Origin of the sequence: Klebsiella planticola, assembly GCF_000783935.2 — a bacterium.
In the GTDB taxonomy this organism is placed as follows: domain Bacteria; phylum Pseudomonadota; class Gammaproteobacteria; order Enterobacterales; family Enterobacteriaceae; genus Klebsiella; species Klebsiella planticola.
Map to the genome: position 1 here is coordinate 866477 of NZ_CP026047.1, position 20309 is coordinate 886785.

The 20309-nt window shown below is 58.3% G+C and carries 21 protein-coding genes; 4 read left to right on the forward strand and 17 right to left on the reverse strand.

Annotation, left to right across the window (positions count from 1 at the left end; genetic code table 11):
• Positions 1–10 precede the first annotated feature (10 nt).
• The 13 genes from MC50_RS04075 to MC50_RS04135 all read right to left on the reverse strand — a co-directional run bounded on the left by MC50_RS04075 (position 11) and on the right by MC50_RS04135 (position 11073).
• A complete protein-coding gene (locus MC50_RS04075) occupies positions 11–1480 on the reverse strand; it encodes an aldehyde dehydrogenase (protein ID WP_032697630.1) in 1470 nt (489 codons plus the stop codon).
• A gap of 9 nt (positions 1481–1489) precedes the next feature.
• Entirely contained in the window at positions 1490–2260 is a 771-nt protein-coding gene (locus tag MC50_RS04080) for an aspartate dehydrogenase (protein ID WP_047663466.1), read from the reverse strand.
• A 9-nt stretch (positions 2261–2269) separates the two neighbouring features.
• On the reverse strand, positions 2270–3064 hold the full coding sequence (locus MC50_RS04085) for an SDR family oxidoreductase (RefSeq protein WP_047663467.1): 795 nt from the start codon (positions 3062–3064) through the stop codon (positions 2270–2272).
• Complete coding sequence (locus tag MC50_RS04090) at positions 3048–3818, reverse strand: alpha/beta fold hydrolase (protein ID WP_032690784.1); 771 nt, start codon at positions 3816–3818, stop codon at positions 3048–3050. The genes MC50_RS04085 and MC50_RS04090 overlap by 17 nt, the downstream gene beginning before the upstream one ends.
• A 9-nt stretch (positions 3819–3827) precedes the next feature.
• On the reverse strand, positions 3828–4358 hold the full coding sequence (locus tag MC50_RS04095) for a cupin domain-containing protein (RefSeq protein WP_032690783.1): 531 nt from the start codon (positions 4356–4358) through the stop codon (positions 3828–3830).
• Between the two features lie 10 nt (positions 4359–4368).
• Positions 4369–5625 (reverse strand): MFS transporter, encoded by a 1257-nt coding sequence (locus tag MC50_RS04100; protein WP_032690782.1) that lies wholly within the window; start codon positions 5623–5625, stop codon positions 4369–4371.
• A gap of 26 nt (positions 5626–5651) precedes the next feature.
• Positions 5652–6848: an NAD(P)/FAD-dependent oxidoreductase gene (locus MC50_RS04105; protein ID WP_047663468.1), complete on the reverse strand. Its 1197-nt coding sequence runs from the start codon at positions 6846–6848 to the stop codon at positions 5652–5654.
• Positions 6845–7771: a VOC family protein gene (locus MC50_RS04110; RefSeq protein ID WP_032697624.1), complete on the reverse strand. Its 927-nt coding sequence runs from the start codon at positions 7769–7771 to the stop codon at positions 6845–6847. The genes MC50_RS04105 and MC50_RS04110 overlap by 4 nt, the downstream gene beginning before the upstream one ends.
• 88 nt (positions 7772–7859) lie before the next feature.
• Positions 7860–8648: an IclR family transcriptional regulator gene (locus MC50_RS04115; protein ID WP_004867460.1), complete on the reverse strand. Its 789-nt coding sequence runs from the start codon at positions 8646–8648 to the stop codon at positions 7860–7862.
• A 14-nt stretch (positions 8649–8662) separates the two neighbouring features.
• Positions 8663–9412: an SDR family oxidoreductase gene (locus MC50_RS04120; RefSeq protein ID WP_032690779.1), complete on the reverse strand. Its 750-nt coding sequence runs from the start codon at positions 9410–9412 to the stop codon at positions 8663–8665.
• The gene (locus MC50_RS04125) at positions 9412–10434 is read right to left on the reverse strand and encodes an aromatic ring-hydroxylating oxygenase subunit alpha (RefSeq protein WP_032690778.1); all 1023 of its coding nucleotides are present in this window, start codon (positions 10432–10434) and stop codon (positions 9412–9414) included. The genes MC50_RS04120 and MC50_RS04125 overlap by 1 nt, the downstream gene beginning before the upstream one ends.
• A gap of 10 nt (positions 10435–10444) precedes the next feature.
• A complete protein-coding gene (locus MC50_RS04130; RefSeq protein WP_032690777.1) occupies positions 10445–10753 on the reverse strand; it encodes a recombinase-like helix-turn-helix domain-containing protein in 309 nt (102 codons plus the stop codon).
• Entirely contained in the window at positions 10750–11073 is a 324-nt protein-coding gene (locus tag MC50_RS04135) for a Rieske (2Fe-2S) protein (RefSeq protein ID WP_004151769.1), read from the reverse strand. Before MC50_RS04135 ends, MC50_RS04130 begins: the two co-directional genes overlap by 4 nt.
• 429 nt (positions 11074–11502) lie before the next feature.
• Between MC50_RS04135 and MC50_RS04140 the strand changes: the two genes are divergently transcribed.
• Positions 11503–12714 (forward strand): MFS transporter, encoded by a 1212-nt coding sequence (locus tag MC50_RS04140; protein ID WP_047663469.1) that lies wholly within the window; start codon positions 11503–11505, stop codon positions 12712–12714.
• A gap of 3 nt (positions 12715–12717) precedes the next feature.
• On the opposite strand, the gene speB is transcribed toward MC50_RS04140, so the two are convergent.
• The 4 genes from speB to MC50_RS29350 all read right to left on the reverse strand — a co-directional run bounded on the left by speB (position 12718) and on the right by MC50_RS29350 (position 16227).
• On the reverse strand, positions 12718–13638 hold the full coding sequence (speB, locus tag MC50_RS04145; protein WP_032690775.1) for an agmatinase: 921 nt from the start codon (positions 13636–13638) through the stop codon (positions 12718–12720).
• A 252-nt stretch (positions 13639–13890) separates the two neighbouring features.
• Entirely contained in the window at positions 13891–15867 is a 1977-nt protein-coding gene (gene speA / locus MC50_RS04150) for a biosynthetic arginine decarboxylase (protein WP_004867474.1), read from the reverse strand.
• Between the two features lie 8 nt (positions 15868–15875).
• Positions 15876–15992, reverse strand: coding sequence for an acid stress response protein YqgB (gene yqgB / locus MC50_RS28450; protein ID WP_015585756.1), 117 nt, complete (start codon positions 15990–15992; stop codon positions 15876–15878).
• A gap of 85 nt (positions 15993–16077) precedes the next feature.
• Positions 16078–16227, reverse strand: coding sequence for a hypothetical protein (locus MC50_RS29350; RefSeq protein WP_418324751.1), 150 nt, complete (start codon positions 16225–16227; stop codon positions 16078–16080).
• A 465-nt stretch (positions 16228–16692) separates the two neighbouring features.
• Between MC50_RS29350 and metK the strand changes: the two genes are divergently transcribed.
• From metK to MC50_RS04170, 3 genes are all read left to right on the forward strand, one after another.
• The gene (gene metK, locus MC50_RS04160) at positions 16693–17847 is read left to right on the forward strand and encodes a methionine adenosyltransferase (RefSeq protein ID WP_032690773.1); all 1155 of its coding nucleotides are present in this window, start codon (positions 16693–16695) and stop codon (positions 17845–17847) included.
• Positions 17848–18250: 403 nt separating this feature from the next.
• The gene (locus MC50_RS04165; protein ID WP_032690772.1) at positions 18251–19645 is read left to right on the forward strand and encodes a sugar porter family MFS transporter; all 1395 of its coding nucleotides are present in this window, start codon (positions 18251–18253) and stop codon (positions 19643–19645) included.
• A gap of 79 nt (positions 19646–19724) precedes the next feature.
• Entirely contained in the window at positions 19725–20225 is a 501-nt protein-coding gene (locus MC50_RS04170; protein ID WP_032690771.1) for a SprT family zinc-dependent metalloprotease, read from the forward strand.
• Positions 20226–20309 lie beyond the last annotated feature (84 nt).

Below are 20309 nucleotides of genomic sequence, written 5' to 3' on the forward strand. Positions count from 1 at the left end.
CACCCTTATCTCAATCGCACCAGTGATTCACGCTATTACCCGTCGCCAGATAAATGCTCTTTTGTTGCATCCAGGCTTTCAGCCCCTGAATACCTTTTTCGCGGCCCAGACCGCTCTCTTTAAAGCCCCCGAACGGGGTCGAAATGGAGAAAACCTTGTAGGTGTTGATCCACACCGTCCCGGCTTCCAGACGCTCGCTTAAGCGCAGGGCACGTCCGCTATCCCGCGTCCAGATCCCCGCCGCCAGGCCATAGACCGAGTCATTGGCTTCGCGGATCAGCTGGGCTTCATCGCGAAAGGGCATCGCCACCAGTACCGGGCCGAAGATCTCTTCCTGACAGACGCGCGCCTGATTCGTCAGCCCTTCGACGATCGTCGGCTGGAAGTAGCTCCCCGCCGCCAGCGCCGGATCGGCCGGAATCTCTCCTCCGCATAGCACCCGCCCGCCTTCGCGTTTCGCCAGTTCGACGTACGCGAGCACGCCGTCACGGTGCTGTTCATTAATCAACGGCCCGATGTGGGTATCGTCGCTGAACGGATGGCCAATCCGCAGTCCGCGCGTCAGCTCCAGCAGCCGCGCCATCAGCTGTGGGTAAACTTTTTCATGCACAAACAGCCGCGAACCGGCGATGCACGCCTGACCGCCGGAGCTGAAAATGCCGTAGCAGATCCCCCGCGCCGCCTGTTCGATATCGGCATCCTCCAGCACGATGGTCGGCGATTTACCGCCCAGCTCCAGCGATGCCGGGATCAGTTTTTCTGCCGCCACGTGCGCCAGATGGCGTCCGGTGCGGGTGCCGCCGGTAAACGAAATTTTGCGCACCAGCGGATGACGCGCCAGGGCGTCGCCAATCACCGCTCCTTTCCCCGGCAGCACGCTCAGCAGCCCCGCAGGTAAACCGGCTTGCTCGAAGATCCGCGCCAGTTCCAGCGCCATCAGCGGCGTCGCTTCCGCGGGTTTGAGGATCACCGCATTACCCGCGGCGATCGCCGGCGCCACTTTTTGCATTTCGCTGGCGATCGGCGAGTTCCACGGGGTGATCGCCGCCACCACGCCCAGCGGCTCGTAGCGGCTCAGGGTCAACAGGTCTGTCTGACGCGGAGTCGGCAGCTCCCCTTCCAGCAGCTCGCAGGCGGCGGCGAAATAGCGGGCGCTTGCCGCCGCACTCATCACCAGCCCCCGCGCTTCCGCCAGCGGCTTGCCGTTGTCCCGACTTTGCATTCGCGCCAGTTCATCCAGACGGGATTCAATCAGATCCGCCACCTTATGCAGGATCTTTGCCCGCAGATGCGGCAGCATGTTGCGCCACGTTGGTTCCCGCCAGGCACGCTCGGCGCAGGTTATCGCTTCCTGCAGATCGTCGAGACTGGCCGCCCGCAGCGTCGCGTTCACCGTGCCGTCCGCCGGAAAGTAGCTGTGCATCAGATTGCCGCCGCCGTGGCGCCAGTGACCGCCGATAAAGATCGTTAATTCGTCCATTGCCGCCTCTTAGCGTTGCGCCAGTTCACGGCAGGCGCGTACCGCGCTCAGTGCCGCCAGGGTAGATGTTTTAGGATTGTCGGCCAGCGGCAGGCCGCTCAGCTCGAGGCGAAACTCACCGAACGCGCCTTCAACATGTAACGTGTGGGTATTGCGCCGCGTGGCCGGATCGACCATCAGCTGCACCCGCGTGTCGTCCATTCCGATACCGCCCAACGCCACGGTTGCCGCCACGTTGGCATTCGCCGGAAACAGGCGTGCCGCTTCGCGAGCGCTGCCTTCAAAAAAGATTTTCGCCTCGCTGACCGCATTGAGGTCGATGAGCATTTCCGCGTAGCTTCCACGCCAGCTGGCCGGGCTTTTGCGCGACTGATAGGTCACGCGCTCAAGACCGCCCTCTTTTGCCGCCGCCAGTCCGTCAATGCCGGCCACCGCGCCGGAGAGCAGCGTCAGCCTGCCGCCCGCCTGATATAAACGCTGTTCGAGCGCGCTATCGGCCAGCGCGCCGGTAGAGATCACCGCCAGATGCCAGCCGCGGGCGAGAATGGCTTCGCCATACTGCGCAACCGCCTGTTGGCTGGCGCACTCCAGCACCAGATCCGGGGTTTCCGTACAGGATTGCGGATCGTCAAGCACCGTCACCGCATCGCCAAAGCGGGCGCGAATCGTCGCCTGATGGGCTTCCCGAGCGACAATCCAGCCTAACGTGACCTGCGGGGGCAGCCGTTCAATTACCGCTTGCGCCATGGCGCCATAGCCGATAAGCATAATTTTTTTCATGATGGCTCCTTAAAGGTGACGGCAAAAACCGCCGGAGACATCCAGCGCGGCGCCGGTGGTAAACGATGCCAGCGGCGAGGCCAAAAACAGCAGCGCCTGCGCAGGTTCCTGCGGCTTGCCGAGACGCGCCATCGGGATCCCACGTTTACGGGCGATATCCGCCGTCCACTCGGGCCAGCTCTGCTGCTTATCAGCACGATTTTCAAAGCGCCGCTGCCACTGCCCCGACTCCACCATTCCCAGCAAAATCGAGTTGACGCGAATGCCTTTTCCCACCAAATCTTTTGACAGCGTCAGCGTCATGTTGAGCAGCGCCGCGCGGGCGGCGGAGGTGGCAATCATGTGCTCTTCCGGCTGTAGCGCCAGCAGTGAATTGACGCAGGTAATCGAGGCGATATCCGACCGCTCCAGCTGCGGCTGAAAGGCCTTTACCGGGTTGATCACGCCAAACAACTTCAGCTCCGCCTCATGCAACCAGGCCTCGCGCGGGGTATCGGCAAAGTGCGCCACGTAGCCCTGCCCGGCGTTGTTGATCAACATGTCCGCGCCGCCAAAACGCGCCGCCACCGCATCGGCAAAGGCCTGCACCTCGTCTTCTTGCAGGACGTCGCAGCGGTAAGAGAAAACCTCCGCTCCGGGATACTCGTTCTGCAACGCGGCATGCGCGCTGGCGAGCCGGTCGGGATTGCGGCCGCAGAAAGCGACTTTCGCCCCTTCGCCCAGCAGCAGACGCAGCGTTTCAAAGCCGATCCCTGACGATCCTCCGGTGACTACCGCTACACGGCCTTCAATTTGTGCATTCATCGCGCACCTCTTCCCCTACCCGTAAAAGCTGTTGATTAAAAAAGGTTTCATTATCGAGATAGCTGGCGTGACCCGCGTGCGGAATCGCGGTGTACGGCATGCCGTAGCGTAGCGCCAGACCACGCACCAGCTCTGGTTGAGTGATAGCGTCCTGCTCACCGCACCACACCTCAAACCGGCCGTGATAATCGCCAAGCCAGCGGTGAATATCGTCGTGCGCCAGCATCCACGCCGCGGCCAGATAGCCCTCACGACGCAGCTTGCGCATTCCGGCGGCAACGGTGGCGATATCGGCCTCCGCCGCACAGGGATGCAGCAGCTTCGCCGCCCGGGTTTGCGCCAGCCGCTCTGCTCCTGACGCCATTTGCTGCTGGCGACTGCGCCAGACTTTTTCCCGCTGTTCCGCCTCCGCCTGGCCGTACCCCTGTGCGGCATCGGCTAACACCAGGTAGCGCACGCGGCGGGGATATTTCGCCGCAAAGGCGCTGGCCACCAGCGCACCGAGCGAATGCCCCACCACGACCGCCTGCTCAACGCCGGCGTGGTCCAGCATGCGCGCCAGCGCATCGGCATAATCACCCGCATTCGCCTGCGCAACCGGCAGCATCGGGCTTTCGCCATAACCGGGCATATCCCAGGCCAGCACACGATAGCCGGACAGCGCCATCTGTTTATGCCAGGAAGCCGCGCCGGAGCTGATGCCATGTAACAGCACCAGCGGCGTGCCGTGCCCTTGTTCACGAAAACCCGTCATACCGCCTCCTTAATTACGTTTTACTTTCGACAGGGGGTGATCTTCCGGATAGGTCGGAATATTCGGCTTCCTGGTGCCCAGCATCACGCACATCAGCGCCTCTTCCTCACCGTGGTTAAACAGCCCGCGGTAGATGCCCGCCGGGACGGAGATCAGATCGCGCTCGCGCAGCACGGTTTCGGTATAGCTGTCGCCATCCTGAATCATCAGCGTTATCTGCCCTTTGAGCATGAAGAACACCTCCTCCACATCATCATGCAGATGCAGAGGCCCCTCACATTTCGCCGGCAGCACCATGGTGGAGAAGGTGAAGTTTTCCGCCGCCACGGTATTGGTATCGCTCGCCACGCCGGTGGCGCCGGTGCCGATATAGCGCATCTGAGCGCGACGGTATTTCGGGTCGAAATCAGCCTGGAACTTCAGCGCGTTCCAGTCATATTTCCGTCCCTCAAAGCGCGCGATACGCGACTCTACCCACTCTTCCATCGTCAGATGTTCAGGTTTGATACCCGGTTTTGCAGTCACGGTTGAATCAGTCATCGTTTTCTCCTCAGTAACGTCTCAGCAGCGGCAGTAACAGGACGCAGCCCACCGCCGCCATCACCGCCAGAAAAATCAGCCCGGAATCCATGCTGTGGGTGAAGGCGATCAGCGCCCCCATCACCGCCGGCGACAGGGCGCCTGCAAAGTTCCCCAGCCCGTTGAAAATGCCCCCCGCCGTGGCGCTGACCCGGGGATGGGTCGCCTTGGCCAGCAGGGCGAAAATATTGGGTGCGCCGGTGCCCCACATAAAGGTGCTGAAACTCATCGCCGCAATGACCGTCAGCGGGGTGGCGAAGTGCATCACCGCCGCCAGGCCAACCGCCGCCCCGGCCAGCGAGACAAAGCAGGCGGCGGCGCGTTTATCAAGACGATCGGAGAGCCAGGCGCCAATTATTTCGCCCAGCAGCATGGCGATAAACGGCATCGACGACAGCCAACCGGCATGCTCCAGATGGATCCCTTTACCTTTAATCAGATAGCCCGGCAGCCAGCCGTTGATGCCCCACAAATAGGCCAGAAAGGCGATGTTAAACACGCAAATCATCCAGAAATGCGCGCTGACGAACAGCTCCCGCCGCGCGGCGCGGCGCGCCTCCTGGGATACCTTTTCGCCGGACGCTTTGCTCTCCAGCTGCACCCCGCGCAGGCCGATGCGCACGAAAATCAGCACCGGCACCGTCAGCATCGCCATCACAAAGAAGGTGCTCTGCCAGCCAAAGGTATTGAGCAGCCAAATCGACAGCGGAAAACCAATTGCTGCGCCGACCGGTGTTCCGAGCAGCCACAGCATGGTGGCCCGCGCCTGAAGCCGCTGCGGGAAGGTGTGGCGGACGATGGCGAACGCCAGCGGAAACAGCGGCCCTTCGGCGATGCCGAGCAGAATGCGCAAGGTGACCATCACCGTGTAGTTATGGGTGAAGCCCATCATCACCATTAAAACGCACCACACCATCATCATGCCGGTGAGCAGGCGCAGCGGCGCGATGCGATCGCCCAATCCGCTGAGCAGCACCGAGGAAAAACCGTAGCTCAGCAGGAAGGCACTCATCAGAATGCCCAACCGCGTGGTGTCAAAATCCATCCCCATCGCCTGCTGGAAATGGCTATCGGAAAACAAGGCGGCAATGCTGATTTTGTCGAAGAACGCCAGCAGTACGCAGGCCAGCAGCGACAGCGGAATCGCCCAGCGGACCGCCTTTTCAGGCGTATGGACGCCCTCACCGCCTGCCTCAAGCGGCGCGGTGTTTGTCTCTAATGTGGTCATCTCTCCCCCTTAAGGGTGCGCGGGTCTTATCGCAATGACATCAGCGAAAAGGCCAGGTCATCGAGCGGTACGGCGGAAAGATCTCTCCCCGCAGCCATCCAGCGTTTCGCCAGCTTGACGGTGCGAGCGTCGTTAAACGCCACCAGCTGAGTCAGGCGACCGTCAGCGTCGATCGAGAAAAATAGCGCTCCCTGCGGATCCCGGCGCGTCACCGTCCGACTGCCTGGCTGCGGAATGCCGAGGATCTGAATATTGTCGGCATATTGATCCGACCACAGCCATGGCGCGTCGGCGTAGCCGGCCGCCTGCGGGTTCAGCATCGCTTTCGCCGTCGCCACCGCCTGGTTCTGGGCAAAGGCCCACGACTGGATGCACAGGCCATACTGGTGATGCTGCGCCACATCTCCGGCCGCGAAGATCGCCGGGTCGCTGGTCTGTCCCAGGGCGTTGACAACGATCCCGCGATCGACAGCCAGTCCCGCGTCCCGCGCCAGTTCGAGGTTGAGATCGACGCCGATCCCTACCACCACCGCATCAAAGGTTTCCCGCTGACCGTCGCAGTGAATAACCGGCAGACCGCCATCATCTTCCAGCTCCAGCGCACCGCAGCCGTGACGAATATCGACGCCCCGATCGCGATGGATCCGTTCCAGTTCCTGCGACACTTCCGCACTTACCGAACGCATGCACAGCAGCGGCTGCTGTTCAAATAAGGTGACCGCGACGCCGCTTTTTCGCGCCGAGGCGGCAATCTCAAGACCAATCCAGCCGCCGCCGACAATCGCCAGCCGCGCGGTGGTCGCCAGCCGTTGCTTCAGGCGCTGCGCGTCCTGCCAGTGGCGCAGCGTGTAAACCTGCGGCTGTTTCGCCCAGGCTTCGCCGGGCAGGCGGGCGCGACCGCCGGTGGCGATCAGCAGCTGGTCATAGCCGAGCTGTTCGCCGTTACTCAGATGAACGCTTTTGCTCTGGCGATCGATGGCCTCAGCGCGCAGCGGGCGGAACCAGCGCAGGTTTAACGCCTGCTGCACCTCTTCGCTGAACAGACGCGGCAGCGGCGCATCGGCCTCCAGCAGCGTCGCTTTTGACAGCGGCGGACGCTCGTAAAAATCCCACTCTTCTTCCGCCACCACGCAAATCTCGCCGTCGTAGCCTTCGTCACGCAGGGTTTTCGCCGCCCAGCCGCCCGCCTGGCCACCGCCGATAATGACTATTCGCGCCGTCATACCGCCTCCGGCTTTTTCTGCTGGCGGCGGGTATCGTGGTCGATCCCCCCTTCCACCGCCCACTCGGTAAAGGAGACCAGCGAGTGTTCCAGCTCGCGCGGGCGCCAGTTCTCCGTCAGGAAATCATCGTTGGTGTAGTACTCAAAAGCGCCGCCGGTCGGGCTGTTGACGTACCAGAAATAGGCGGAAGAGACCGGGTGACGGCCGGGACCAATAAAGGTGCTCCACGCGTTTTTATTCATCGCAATGCCGCCGCCAATCACTTCATGGATATCGCGCACGGTAAAGGCCACATGGTTCAGGCCGCGCTTGCGGTTGGGCAGCTGCAATAAAAAGAGGTTGTGGTGGCCACCGCGTACGCCGCAGCGCAGGAATACCGCACGATTGATGTAGCGATCGGAAACCTGGAAACCGAGCACCTCACGATAGAAGGCCTCGACCGCCGCCAGCTCTTCGACGAAGAACACCACGTGGCCTACGTTGATCGGCTGCGCGCCGTCATATACCGGGCTTGGCGTATCAATCCGCCGCATATCGCCCCACTGGTTAATCGGCTCAACGTTCAGCGTCACCGCGACTTGTTGAGTGACCTGCACCCGCAGCGTCATGCCGTTGGGATCCTGGCACTCGAGGGCACCGTCAATCTCACGAAAGGCGGGCTGGCGGGACAATTTGGGCCGCAGAGCATCCAGCGCCGCCCGATCCGCTACGCCCCAGGTCATACGGCGTAGGGTGTTACCCGCTTCAAAGGCCGGCGGCAGATCCGGGCTATGGATCGGATTCAGTTCCACCCGCGCGCCGCTTAAGGTGGTAAAACGCTGGCCGCTGGCATCGCCCGCCAGGCCAAAATCACGCATAAACCTGGCGCAATGAGTCAGGTCGTCGACGCCAAATTCCAGCTTTTCAATTCCGGTTACGCTCATCGTTGGTAGCCTCTTTACCGTTCTGTCGCCCTGATTTGGGCGTAAAACATCCCCGACGCACGCAAGCGCCTGATGTTAAGTTATTGATTTAACTAGCTTGTGACAGGTAGCCTAAAAAGCCAGAAATTTTGTCCGCCGCCAGGCTGACGTCGCTTTGCAGCCGTTCCCGATCGCTTTGCGGGATCTCATCCGACGGCACCAGAATACTGACCACCGCCGCTACCCGACCGCTGCGATCGTAGACCGGGTAGACGATGGAAGAGATGCCGTGGCGGTAGAAAGATTCGCCAATCACATAGCCACGCGCTTTATCCTGCTGCACCATCTGCCATAGCGCTTCGCGATCGTGAAGTTGCCCCGGCGTATTGCCCGGCAGCCGTTCATCGGGAAACAGCTGCTCAAACTCGCCGCGCGAGACATCGGTCAGCAGCATGCGGCCCAGCGAGGTGCAGTGAACCGGCAGGCGGGTACCGATACTGACCTGATTGATCCGTGAGCCGGCGGCGCTGACGCGGGCAATGTAAATAATGTCCCGACCGTCGCGGATCGCCAGATGACTGCTGCACTGACTGGTATCACGCAGCTGCTCGATCACCGGCTGGCCAACCTGCGCCACATCCAGCGACGCAATATATTCAAAGCCCAGACGCAGGACATTCATCCCCAGCGAGAAGGTATTGGTACGCGCGTTGCGCTCCAGAAACCCCATATACTCCAGCGTTTGCACCACGCGATAGGCGGTTGCTTTCGGCATATCCACCAGCCGATGCAGCTCGGCAAAGGTCAGATCGCGATGTTGCTCGCCAAATGCCAGCAGCAGCTGCAGTCCCCGCTCCAGCCCCGGCACCAGGTATTTCACTTCCTGAACGTTTGCCATACCGCCTCGCCTCTTTAGTTAAAAACAAATCCGCCGTTGACCGGAATCAGCTGCCCGGTAATAAACCGCGACAGGTCGCTTAACAGCCACACCACGCTGCCGGTGACATCTTCCGGCTGCTGGGCGCCGCTTAACGCGCGCCCGTTTTCGTACAGCTGATGACGCTCGGCAGGCACATATTCCGTCGCTTCAACCCGGGTCAGACCGGGGGCGATCGCGTTGATCCGAATACGCTTTTCGCCCAGTTCGCGGGCCATCGAGCGCGTCATGGCGATCACCGCTCCTTTGCTGGCGACATAGGCCATCAACCGGGGGGCGCCCCACAGCGCGGTATCGGAGGCGACGTTGACGATCCCGGCCCCTTCACGCAACAGCGGTACCGCCGCCCGGGTCACCAGCCAGGTGCCTTTGACGTTTACCGACATCACCCGATCCCACAGATCCGGATCGTAATCGATCATATTTTTACCGCCGACGCCGGTGGCCATCGCCGCGTTATTGACCAGGCCGTCGATCTTTCCTCGTTCGCCGATCGCGAGGAACGCCTCCTCGATGGATGAGGCATCGGCCAGATCGATAGTCTGTGATTCAATGCGATAACCCTGCTCGCGCAGACGATGCGCGCTCTCCGCCAGTTCGCCCTGCAGGATGTCGCACATCACGACGTCAGCGCCCTGCTCCGCGCAGGCTTTGGCAAAATGAAAGCCCAGGCCGCGTGCCGCGCCGGTAATCACCATACGTTTGCCGGTTAACAGCCCGTTCATCAGGCCGCTCCCTGCTGCTCTTCCCGAGCTGCCAGCTGCTCTTTCGCCGCTTTTTGCATCATCCGGCGCAGACGGGAAAGGCCGACGTCATGCTGATACAGGTATTCGTGATCGCGGGCGTTCGGCGCCAGGCTTTCGAGCACCACGCGATCCTGCTCCAGCACTTCCCAGTGCAGTTTTTCCAGACGGTTGCGATACATAAAGCGCCACAGATCGCGCTGCCAGCCCTGCACGCCGCGAATACGCCAGAAGAAGACCCGGCAGTTGTCGTTATCTTCCGGCACCACCATGCCGACGATCCAGAAGTGGCCGCCCGGCCCAAAACGCTTCTGGTACGGGATAGACAGGCGCATCCAGTAAGCGCCGCTGTTGCCCAGCTCGACCCAGTCGAAGTTGACGCCGCTCTGGCCTTTTTTCTCAAAGATAAAGCCGGTTTTCGTTGGCTGCAGCACCATGTCAGCTTTGCGATCGCCTTCCGCCATTGAGTGCGAAGAGGAGTGCAGGTAGGTGCCGTGCATCGGGTCCATGACATTTTCCAGCGCGTACTGATAGTTGCATTTCCACGCTGCGGTACAGAGGAAGTTGCTGTATTTGTCGCTATCGGCCAGCTCTTCCGGGAAGGTGAGCGGTTCGGGCTGCTGGTCGGCCGTGGCCGCAAACCACAGGAATATCGCGCCATGCGCTTCCTGAACGTGGTAGCTGCGCACGCACTGCTGGCCCACCAGCGGACATTTGTCGACCGCCGGAACATCTTTCACTTCGCCGTTAGCTGCCACTTCCACGCCGTGATACCAGCAGGCGATACGATCGCCGAGATTCCAGCCCATCGACAGACGAGCACCACGGTGCGGGCAGCGGTCTTCCAGCGCCTGCAGCTCTCCGTCCTTGTTACGCCACACCACAATTTGTTCGCCGAGACGGGTAATACCCACCGGAGCGGACTGCACTTCCCAGCTCGCCAGAACCGGATACCACAGGCCACGTAAACCTTTATCGAGATAGTTTTGTACCGTTGTCGTCATCGCCGTGCCCTCAGTATCCGTTTACCTGCAAAAATACCCGAAAGCTCTCTTCGCTCCAGGCATCGCCTTGCCGATCGTGCATCTTCAGGGTATTCAGCCCGTCCACCAGCTGCGTCAGGCTCTCCGCCCCCTGCTCGAAAAGCGTTTCAAGGGTCGCGATAAGTTCCAGCTCCCAGCTTTCCGCAACGCGACTGCGGGTTTGCCAGATAAGGTTGTGATAATCGCCAGGCTTATGGATGTTGCCGTTCCCGCCTTCCGCAGGCGGCGTAAACTGGCGGCTTTCCGGCAGCGCCGGGTTAAAGTCCAGGGATTCGCTCATGCCACGTTCTCCTCGATAAAGGTAATCTGGATCTGATTGTCGTATACCCGCACCGGATAACGATTAAGGTTGCGCCCGCCGGGACCATGCAGACACTGGCCGGTTTTCACGTCGAAGACCGCTTCATGCAGCGGGCATTCAACTTTGCCGTCTTCCACAAACCCCTGGCTTAACAGCGCATAGGCATGTGGACACACGTCTTCCAGCGCGTAGTACTCACCATCAATCAGATAAATACCGATTTCTTTACCGTCGATGTTGCCGCTATAAGGGAAATCTTCCTGTACCTGCTCTGCGTCACATACGCCTATCCAGCTCATCACGATCCTCCAGGCTTTTGTTTCATATATGAAACTCTGTTTCTTATTTAATACGGTCAATATAAAAGCGTTCAATCTTTCGTCAAGCGGCAATGTGAAGAATTTGTTAACCAGGGGCTGTTTAATTATCTAAGTGTGCAATTGATCACGAAAAAAAGTGGCAATATGAAATTGTGATATTTAAAGAGTGATATGAAATTAAATTAAGCTGTCGCTAAAAACCTCGTTAATAGCTATTGACTTTCGTTCTCAATGATCATTAAAAATGATAAAGGTAGCGCGTCATCAAGTTTCACTGGTGAAACAAAAGATTAAATTATTCATTTAAATCAAGGGGTTTCACTAATTAACCATTTTACACCCGTGATTATCACTGCGATTTAAAAATAACAAGAACGATCCATCAATGAGCGAGGAAGAAGAATAACAATGACCGCAAAATGGCAGGGAGCAATCGCATTATTGTTACTTATCATTATTTCTTACATTGACCGGGTAAATATTTCGGTCATGATTCTTAACCCCGATTTCGCCGCCCACTTTCATTTAAATGAAAACAGAATGTTACAGGGAATGCTGATGACCTGCTTTCTTCTGGGTTATGGATTCTCGGCGTTATTATTAACACCAGTTATAGAAAGTAAGCTGCATTACCGACAGGGATTGTTAAGCAGCGTGGTGATATGGGCGCTGGTCTGCGCCATCTCGCCGCTGCTGGGCTCACTAATGGGGATGCTGCTGGCCCGGATTATCCTTGGGATCGCGGAAGGTCCGCTGTTTTCCCTTAAAACGCGCTTTATCAGCGATAACTTCTCTGCCGAAGAGATCGGCAAGCCGAACGCCGTCACCGCCCTGGGGGTCTCGTTGGGGCTGGCGGTGGGCTTTCCGCTGGTGACTTTTTTAGTCGAGCACCAGGGGTGGATGGGATCGTTTTACAGCCTGGCGGGACTCAACCTGGTACTCGGCGGCGGAGCTATCTGGCGCTTTTTGCCGGCGCCGGCAGCCCCGGTAAACAGCGCGCGTCCCGGCTTGCAGCGGACCTTTCTGCTGGCCTGGCATACGCCGCTTCTCGGCTGGATCCTGCTGGTTGAGATTGCCACTCTCAGCTATCTGTGGGGCAGCAGCGCCTGGCTGCCGGCCTGGCTACGTGATGAACACCACTTTTCGCTGCAGGCCACCGGTTTGCTGGCCGCGATCCCATTTCTGCTCAGCCTCGGTTCAAAATTTCTCGGCGGCGTGCTGCTCGATAAGTTACGCCCGGAACAGGCGCCGCTGCTGTTTATCATCGGCGGCGCGCTGACCGCCTGCTCGGTCGTGGCGCTGATGCTTAGCCAGCAGCCGGCCCTGCTGGCGCTGTTCATGCTGTCGGCCAATATCTTCTGGGGATTGCAGGGGGCGGCGATACCGGCGGTAGTACAGCATCATGCGCCGCGCCAGGCGGTGGGCAGCGCCTACGGCATTATTAACGGCGTGGGTAACATCTGTGCGGCATTTATTCCGCTGCTGATGGGAATGGTGATGAAGTCGGCGGGATCGGTGAGTTCAGGATTTTCCGTGCTGGTGGCCTCGCAGGTGATAACGCTGCTGGCCGGGGGAATGCTGCTGCTGCGCATGCGTCGCGCAGCAGCAGTGAGCGCGTAAGGTTTATTCGCCTTTTTTCGCCGCCTGGATGTAGAGCATTTCCAGCGCCAGGGTCGCCGCTGCCAGGGCGGTGATCTCGGACTGATCGTAAGACGGAGCCACTTCCACCACGTCCATCCCGACGATGTTCAGATCCTTCAGACCGCGTACCAGCTTGATCGCGCGATCGGAGGTCAGCCCGCCGATCACCGGCGTACCGGTGCCCGGGGCAAACGCCGGATCCAGGCAGTCGATGTCGAAGGTCAGGTACACCGGCATATCGCCGACGATCTGCTTCACCTGGGCGATGATGTCATCGACGGTGCGATCGTTCACCTGGCCGGCATCCAGGACGGTAAAGCCGTTATCCTTGTCGAACTCAGTACGAATACCGATCTGCACAGAGTGGTTCGGATCGATCAGCCCTTCTTTCGGCGCGGTGAAGAACATGGTGCCATGGTCGAATTCGCAGCCGTTGGCGTAGGTGTCGGTATGGGCATCAAAGTGCACCAGCGCCATTTTACCGAAATGCTTCGCGTGGGCGCGCAGCAGCGGCAGGGTCACGAAGTGGTCGCCGCCGAAGGAGAGCATACGCTTACCGGCCGCCAGCAGTCTTTCCGCATGCGCCTGCAGCTTCTCGCTCATCTCACGCGCGTCGCCGAAGGCGTAAACCAGATCGCCGCAGTCAACCACGTTCAGGCGCTCGCGCATGTCGAAGTTCCATGGGAAGCGGTTATGTTCCCACGCCAGGTTGGTAGAGACCTGACGGATCGCCGCCGGGCCATGACGGCCGCCCGCGCGCCCGGAAGTCGCCATATCGAAAGGTACGCCGGTAATGACCCAGTCAGCATCGCTGTCGTACGGCTGGAAATTCAGCGGCAGACGCAGAAAACCAAACGCGTTAGATACCAGGGAGTTATCGTATTGATGACCTAAGGTGCTCATGGGTATGACCTCTTTTTACAGTCGGTGTATGTAACTACAGATATAAAAAAACCCTTCCGCGTCGTTAGGCCCGACGAGGAAGGGTTTGAATAGGGTTGCTGCTTATATAGGCGAATTATCGCCGTTAATGTCTACGGGTTCAAGAGAGTATAGCAAATACCGAACCGTAGCTTGTTGCTGCCGGATGACGCTTCGTCTTATCCGGCCAGCGTCCGTAGGCCCGGCAAGCGCAGCGCCGCCGGGCAACAACGGTTACTCGTCTTCCAGATAAGTATATCCGTACAGCCCCGCTTCAAACTCTTCGAGGAACTGCTGCTGCAGCGCTTCGTCGAGACCGGAGTTTTTCACCTGATCGCGGAACTGGGTCAGCAGCGTGTTCGGATCGAGCTGCACATATTGCAGCATATCCGCCACGGTATCCCCTTCGTCGGAGAGCTCAACCTCAACGCTGCCGTCAGGGAAGACGAATACGTCCACCGCTTCGGTATCGCCGAACAGGTTGTGCATATTCCCGAGGATCTCCTGATAGGCGCCAACCATAAAGAAGCCCAGCATCGGCGGATTTTCAGGATCGTATTCCGGCATCGGCATGGTAGTGGCAATCCCGTCGCCATCCACATAGTGGTCAATCGCGCCATCGGAATCGCAGGTGATATCCAGCAGCACCGCGCGGCGTTCAGGCACCATGTTCAGCCCTTCCAGCGGCATCACCGGGAACAGCTGATCGATACCCCATGCATCCGGCATCGACTGGAACAGCGAGAAGTTGACGTAAATCTTATCCGCCATCCGTTCCTGCAGTTCGTCGATAATCGGTCGATGCGCACGGTTGCTCGGGTCGAGCTGTTTCTGTACTTCATGGCACATGTTCAGATACAGCTGTTCTGCCCAGGCGCGCTCCTGAAGATTGAAGGTACCGGACGAGTAGCCGATATGAATATCGTGGAGATCCATCTGGCTGTCGTGCAGCCATTCGCGCAGCGAGCGGCGGTTGCCGGTCTCGTGCATCTCCTGCCAGGTTTCCCACATACTCTGCAGCGGACGCGCCGCGTCTTGCGCAGGCGGGGTCGCTTCGGTGTATTCGTTACGTTCAACGCCGATGATGTTGGAGACCAGCACGGTGTGGTGAGCGGTCACCGCGCGCCCGGATTCGGTAATCACCGTCGGGTGCGGCAGGCCGTTCTCTTCACAGGCATCGCCAATCGCCCAGATAATGTTGTTAGCATACTCGTTCAGGCCGTAGTTCACCGAACAGTCAGACTGTGAGCGGGTACCTTCATAGTCCACGCCGAGACCGCCGCCGACATCGAAGCACTGAATATTAACGCCGAGCTTATGCAGCTCAACATAGAAACGCGACGATTCACGCACGCCGGTGGCGATATCGCGAATGTTGGCCATCTGCGAACCGAGGTGGAAGTGCAGGAGCTGCAGGCTTTCCAGATGCCCTGCCGCGCGCAGAATCTCAACCAGCTGCAGAACCTGCGTTGCCGCCAGGCCGAACTTCGATTTTTCACCGCCGGAAGACTGCCATTTACCGGAGCCCTGCGAGGCCAGACGCGCACGCACGCCAAGGCGCGGCACGACATTCAGACGCTCGGCTTCTTCCAGCACAATGGCGATTTCCGACATTTTTTCGATGACCAGATAGACCTTGTGGCCCATCTTTTCGCCGACCAGCGCCAGACGGATATACTCGCGGTCTTTGTAGCCGTTACACACAATCACGCTGCGGGTCATACCGGCGTGCGCCAGTACCGCCATCAGCTCCGCCTTGGAACCGGCTTCCAGACCCAGCGGTTCACCGGAATGGATCAACGACTCAATCACGCGGCGGTGCTGGTTAACCTTGATCGGATAGACCAGGAAGTAGTCGCCGTTATAGCCATAGGACTCACGCGCGCGTTTAAACGCGGCGTTAATCGAACGCAGGCGGTGTTGCAGAATCTGCGGGAAGCAGAACAGTGCCGGCAGGCGCTGCCCCTGCGCTTCGCGTGCTTTCACTAATTCTGCAAGGTCAACGCGCGCTTCCGGGACGTCAGGATCCGGGCAAACGCTGATATGGCCCAGTTCGTTAACGTCGTAGTAGTTATTACCCCACCAGGCAATATTGTAAGTACGTAGCATTTTGCTGGCTTCCTGGGAGCTCATCGCAACCTCCTGCATGGAACGTAGTACGCCGTGTTCGCCTGCTGACGAAGGCGAAACTGAAGAAATGTCGTCAGACATAGCGAACCTCAAATTGTAATATTGACTACTATCGCAGTCCGAAGACGCGATAACAACCCATGAACAGTCCTAAACCCCAGCAGATAGTGCTGGCTTTGCGACTGCGCGACCGGTTTCTTATTCATATCATAGTAAAACACATACCCGAACGTAGTATGACAGTCCGGAGAAACCACGAGAAAACCCTTGCGACAGCAAGAGCGCCCTTGTTCAGTTTTCAGATAGCCTGCCGGCCCTGGAATCCTGAGAAGCGCCGAGACGGGTAGAACATCGGCTGATTTGCATGAAAGAGATGCAGATTGCGGGATAGCGACGCGCGACGGAACGACGCGACGAGTCGGATGAAAAACGTGGGTTCATTATCTGATATCACCTCCACACTGCCCCGATACGGGCCAGCGATAAGCCAAAGCTAGACATACCACAGCAGGTGCCAAAACACCGCTGCAGATTTCTGTAAAAACAGACTGCTTAACCCGGCTGGAAGTGGCGTCACGAGATGGGCTTCGTGCGCTTTTTTAATGAGCCGCGCGCGGCGTTTTATACCGATAAGCCGGCTAAAATGCAAAATAAAAATGGGCGAGTTGCCGCGAATGGCAGGAAAAATTGCCACCCTCTATTTTTCGTCAATGCGATCTGCATCAAAAAAGGCTGGAAATGGGATTAAGATTTGACCTAAAATAGCCATCCAGAAGTTAATCCGTCTATACTGATTAACACTCAGACTGCTCGTGTCACTACCTGCAAGTTTTGGTAGAATCATCTACCACAGCTAATCCACACAACAGTATGAGCTACACGAATACTCCACAGGTAAAATAAAACATGGCAAAACACCTCTTTACGTCCGAGTCCGTATCAGAAGGGCATCCAGACAAAATTGCTGACCAAATCTCCGACGCCGTGCTGGATGCGATTCTCGAACAGGATCCGAAAGCGCGTGTCGCGTGTGAAACTTATGTCAAAACTGGCATGGTGCTGGTCGGCGGTGAAATCACCACCAGCGCATGGGTTGATATCGAAGAGATTACCCGTAACACGGTTCGTGAAATTGGCTACGTGCATTCCGATATGGGCTTTGATGCCAACTCCTGTGCCGTACTGAGCGCCATTGGCAAACAGTCCCCGGATATCAATCAGGGCGTTGACCGCGCCGATCCGCTGGAGCAAGGGGCGGGCGACCAGGGCCTGATGTTTGGCTATGCCACTAACGAAACCGACGTCCTGATGCCGGCGCCGATCACCTATGCTCACCGTCTGGTGCAGCGTCAGGCTGAAGTGCGCAAAAACGGCACGCTGCCATGGCTACGTCCGGATGCGAAAAGCCAGGTGACCTTCCAGTACGACGACGGCAAAATCGTCGGTATCGATGCCGTGGTTCTGTCTACTCAGCACGCGGAAGACATCGATCAGAAATCCCTGCAGGAAGCGGTGATGGAAGAGATCATCAAGCCGGTTCTGCCGACGGAATGGCTGAGCAGCGCGACCAAATTCTTCATCAACCCGACCGGTCGTTTTGTTATCGGCGGCCCGATGGGCGACTGCGGTCTGACCGGCCGTAAAATCATCGTGGATACCTACGGCGGCATGGCTCGTCACGGCGGCGGCGCGTTCTCTGGTAAAGATCCTTCTAAAGTTGACCGTTCCGCAGCCTATGCCGCACGCTATGTCGCGAAAAACATCGTTGCGGCAGGCCTGGCTGACCGTTGTGAGATTCAGGTCTCCTACGCTATCGGCGTGGCAGAGCCGACCTCCATTATGGTGGAAACCTTCGGTACCGAAAAAGTGCCGTCCGAGCAGCTGACTCTGCTGGTGCGTGAATTCTTCGACCTGCGTCCTTACGGCCTGATCCAGATGCTGGATCTGCTGCACCCGATCTACAAAGAGACGGCGGCATACGGTCACTTTGGTCGTGAACATTTCCCGTGGGAAAAAACCGACAAAGCCGCTCTGCTGCGTGAAGCTGCCGGCCTGAAATAATCCCGACGTTTTTCTCCTGCCATGGCCAGCCTCGCGCTGGCCTTTTTGTTTTCCCCGCTTCCACACTTTCCCCCTTACGCCCGCCACTCCCGCATTGCCGCCGAACCTTTCCACCATTCAATGAAAGCGATTACATTAGAGCTGTAGCCAGAAATCATGCACGATAATGAGTTAGTGAAACAATTTTTCACCATATTGCATTATGTTTCAGGGTTATCTGATTATCGCTTTCCTCAGGAGGTTTTATAATCACCTATCTATTTGAAATTAATCTATTTTAATAGATTACGTTTCTTTACCTTAGTGTAACCGATTACACAGCCGTGACTGATATCACGTTTTTTTGCGATAGACTCCCCTACCCTAAGCATCGACAGAATCAATAACTCAACTGGAGGGCGTTATGCCTGACAACAAAAAACAAGGGCGCTCGAACAAAACGATGACGTTCTTTGTCTGTTTCCTCGCCGCGCTGGCAGGTCTGCTTTTCGGCCTTGATATCGGTGTTATTGCGGGTGCCTTACCCTTTATTGCCAACGAGTTCCAGATTAGCGCTCACACTCAGGAGTGGGTGGTAAGCTCCATGATGTTCGGCGCTGCGGTCGGCGCCGTCGGCAGCGGCTGGCTCTCCTTCCGTCTCGGTCGGAAAAAGAGCCTGATGATCGGCGCGATCCTGTTCGTCGCCGGTTCGCTGTTCTCTGCTGCCGCCCCGAACGTTGAAGTGCTGCTCGTCTCCCGCGTGCTGCTCGGCCTGGCCGTTGGCGTCGCGTCGTACACCGCTCCGCTGTACCTGTCGGAAATTGCACCCGAAAAAATCCGCGGCAGCATGATCTCCATGTACCAGCTGATGATCACTATCGGGATCCTCGGCGCCTATCTGTCGGACACCGCCTTCAGCTACAGCGGCGCATGGCGCTGGATGCTGGGCGTGATTATCATCCCGGCGATTCTGCTGCTGATTGGCGTTATCTTTCTGCCGGATAGCCCGCGCTGGTTTGCAGCCAAACGCCGCTTTGTTGATGCTGAACGCGTACTGATGCGCCTGCGTGATACCAGTGCCGAAGCCAAACGTGAACTGGATGAGATTCGTGAAAGCCTGAAGATCAAGCAGTCTGGCTGGGAACTGTTTAAAGAAAACAGCAATTTCCGCCGTGCCGTATTCCTCGGCATCCTGCTGCAGGTGATGCAACAGTTCACCGGGATGAACGTCATCATGTATTACGCGCCGAAGATTTTTGAACTGGCGGGTTATACCAACACCACCGAACAGATGTGGGGGACCGTGATCGTCGGTCTGACCAACGTGCTGGCGACCTTCATCGCTATCGGGCTGGTTGACCGCTGGGGCCGCAAACCGACGCTGATCCTTGGCTTTATCGTCATGGCCACCGGCATGGGCGTTCTGGGCACCATGATGCACGTGGGTATTCACTCAGCCACCGCCCAGTACTTCTCCGTGCTGATGCTGCTGATGTTTATCGTTGGCTTCGCCATGAGCGCCGGCCCGCTGATCTGGGTACTGTGTTCCGAAATTCAGCCGCTCAAAGGCCGCGATTTCGGCATCACCTGCTCTACGGCAACCAACTGGATTGCCAATATGATCGTCGGCGCCACCTTCCTGACCATGCTTAACTCGCTGGGCAGCGCCAACACCTTCTGGGTCTACGGCGGTCTGAACGTCCTGTTCATCCTCCTGACCCTGTGGCTTATCCCGGAAACCAAAAATGTGTCGCTGGAACACATCGAACGTAACCTGATGAAAGGCCGCCCGCTGCGCGAAATCGGCGCTCGCGACTGACCGTTAACGCTTCCTCCTCTCGCGGGAGGAAGCGTCTGCCTCTTGCTCTCCCCTTCACGGCGCACTATCCTCTGGCGCTATGAAAACGCCCCGAATTCCCATCGCCATTCAGCAGGCCATTATGCGCAGCCTGCGGGAAAAGCTCGCCCAGGCCAACCTCAGGCTTGGCCGTCAGTACCCGGAACCGAGCCTGGTCTATCAGCAGCGCGGCACCTCCGCCGGTACCGCATGGCTGGAAAAGAACGAAATTCGCCTCAACCCGGTACTGCTGCTGGAAAACCAGCAGGCCTTTATCGATGAGGTCGTCCCGCATGAACTGGCGCACCTGCTGGTGTGGAAACACTTCGGCCGCGTGGCGCCGCACGGCAAAGAGTGGAAATGGATGATGGAGAGCGTGCTCGGCGTCGCCGCCCGCCGCACCCATCGTTTCGAACTCGACTCCGTTCGCCAGAACACCTTTCCCTACCGCTGCCAGTGCCAGCAGCATCAGCTTACCGTCCGTCGCCACAACCGCGTCGTGCGGGGAGAAGCGACTTACCGCTGCGTTCGCTGCGGCGATCTGCTGGTCGCTGAAGAGTAAATATCGGGTACAACTGGAAATTTTCTGATCTGACTGATTGCATCTGACAATCGCATTCGCTACGTTGCGGGCTCGTTTTGACAC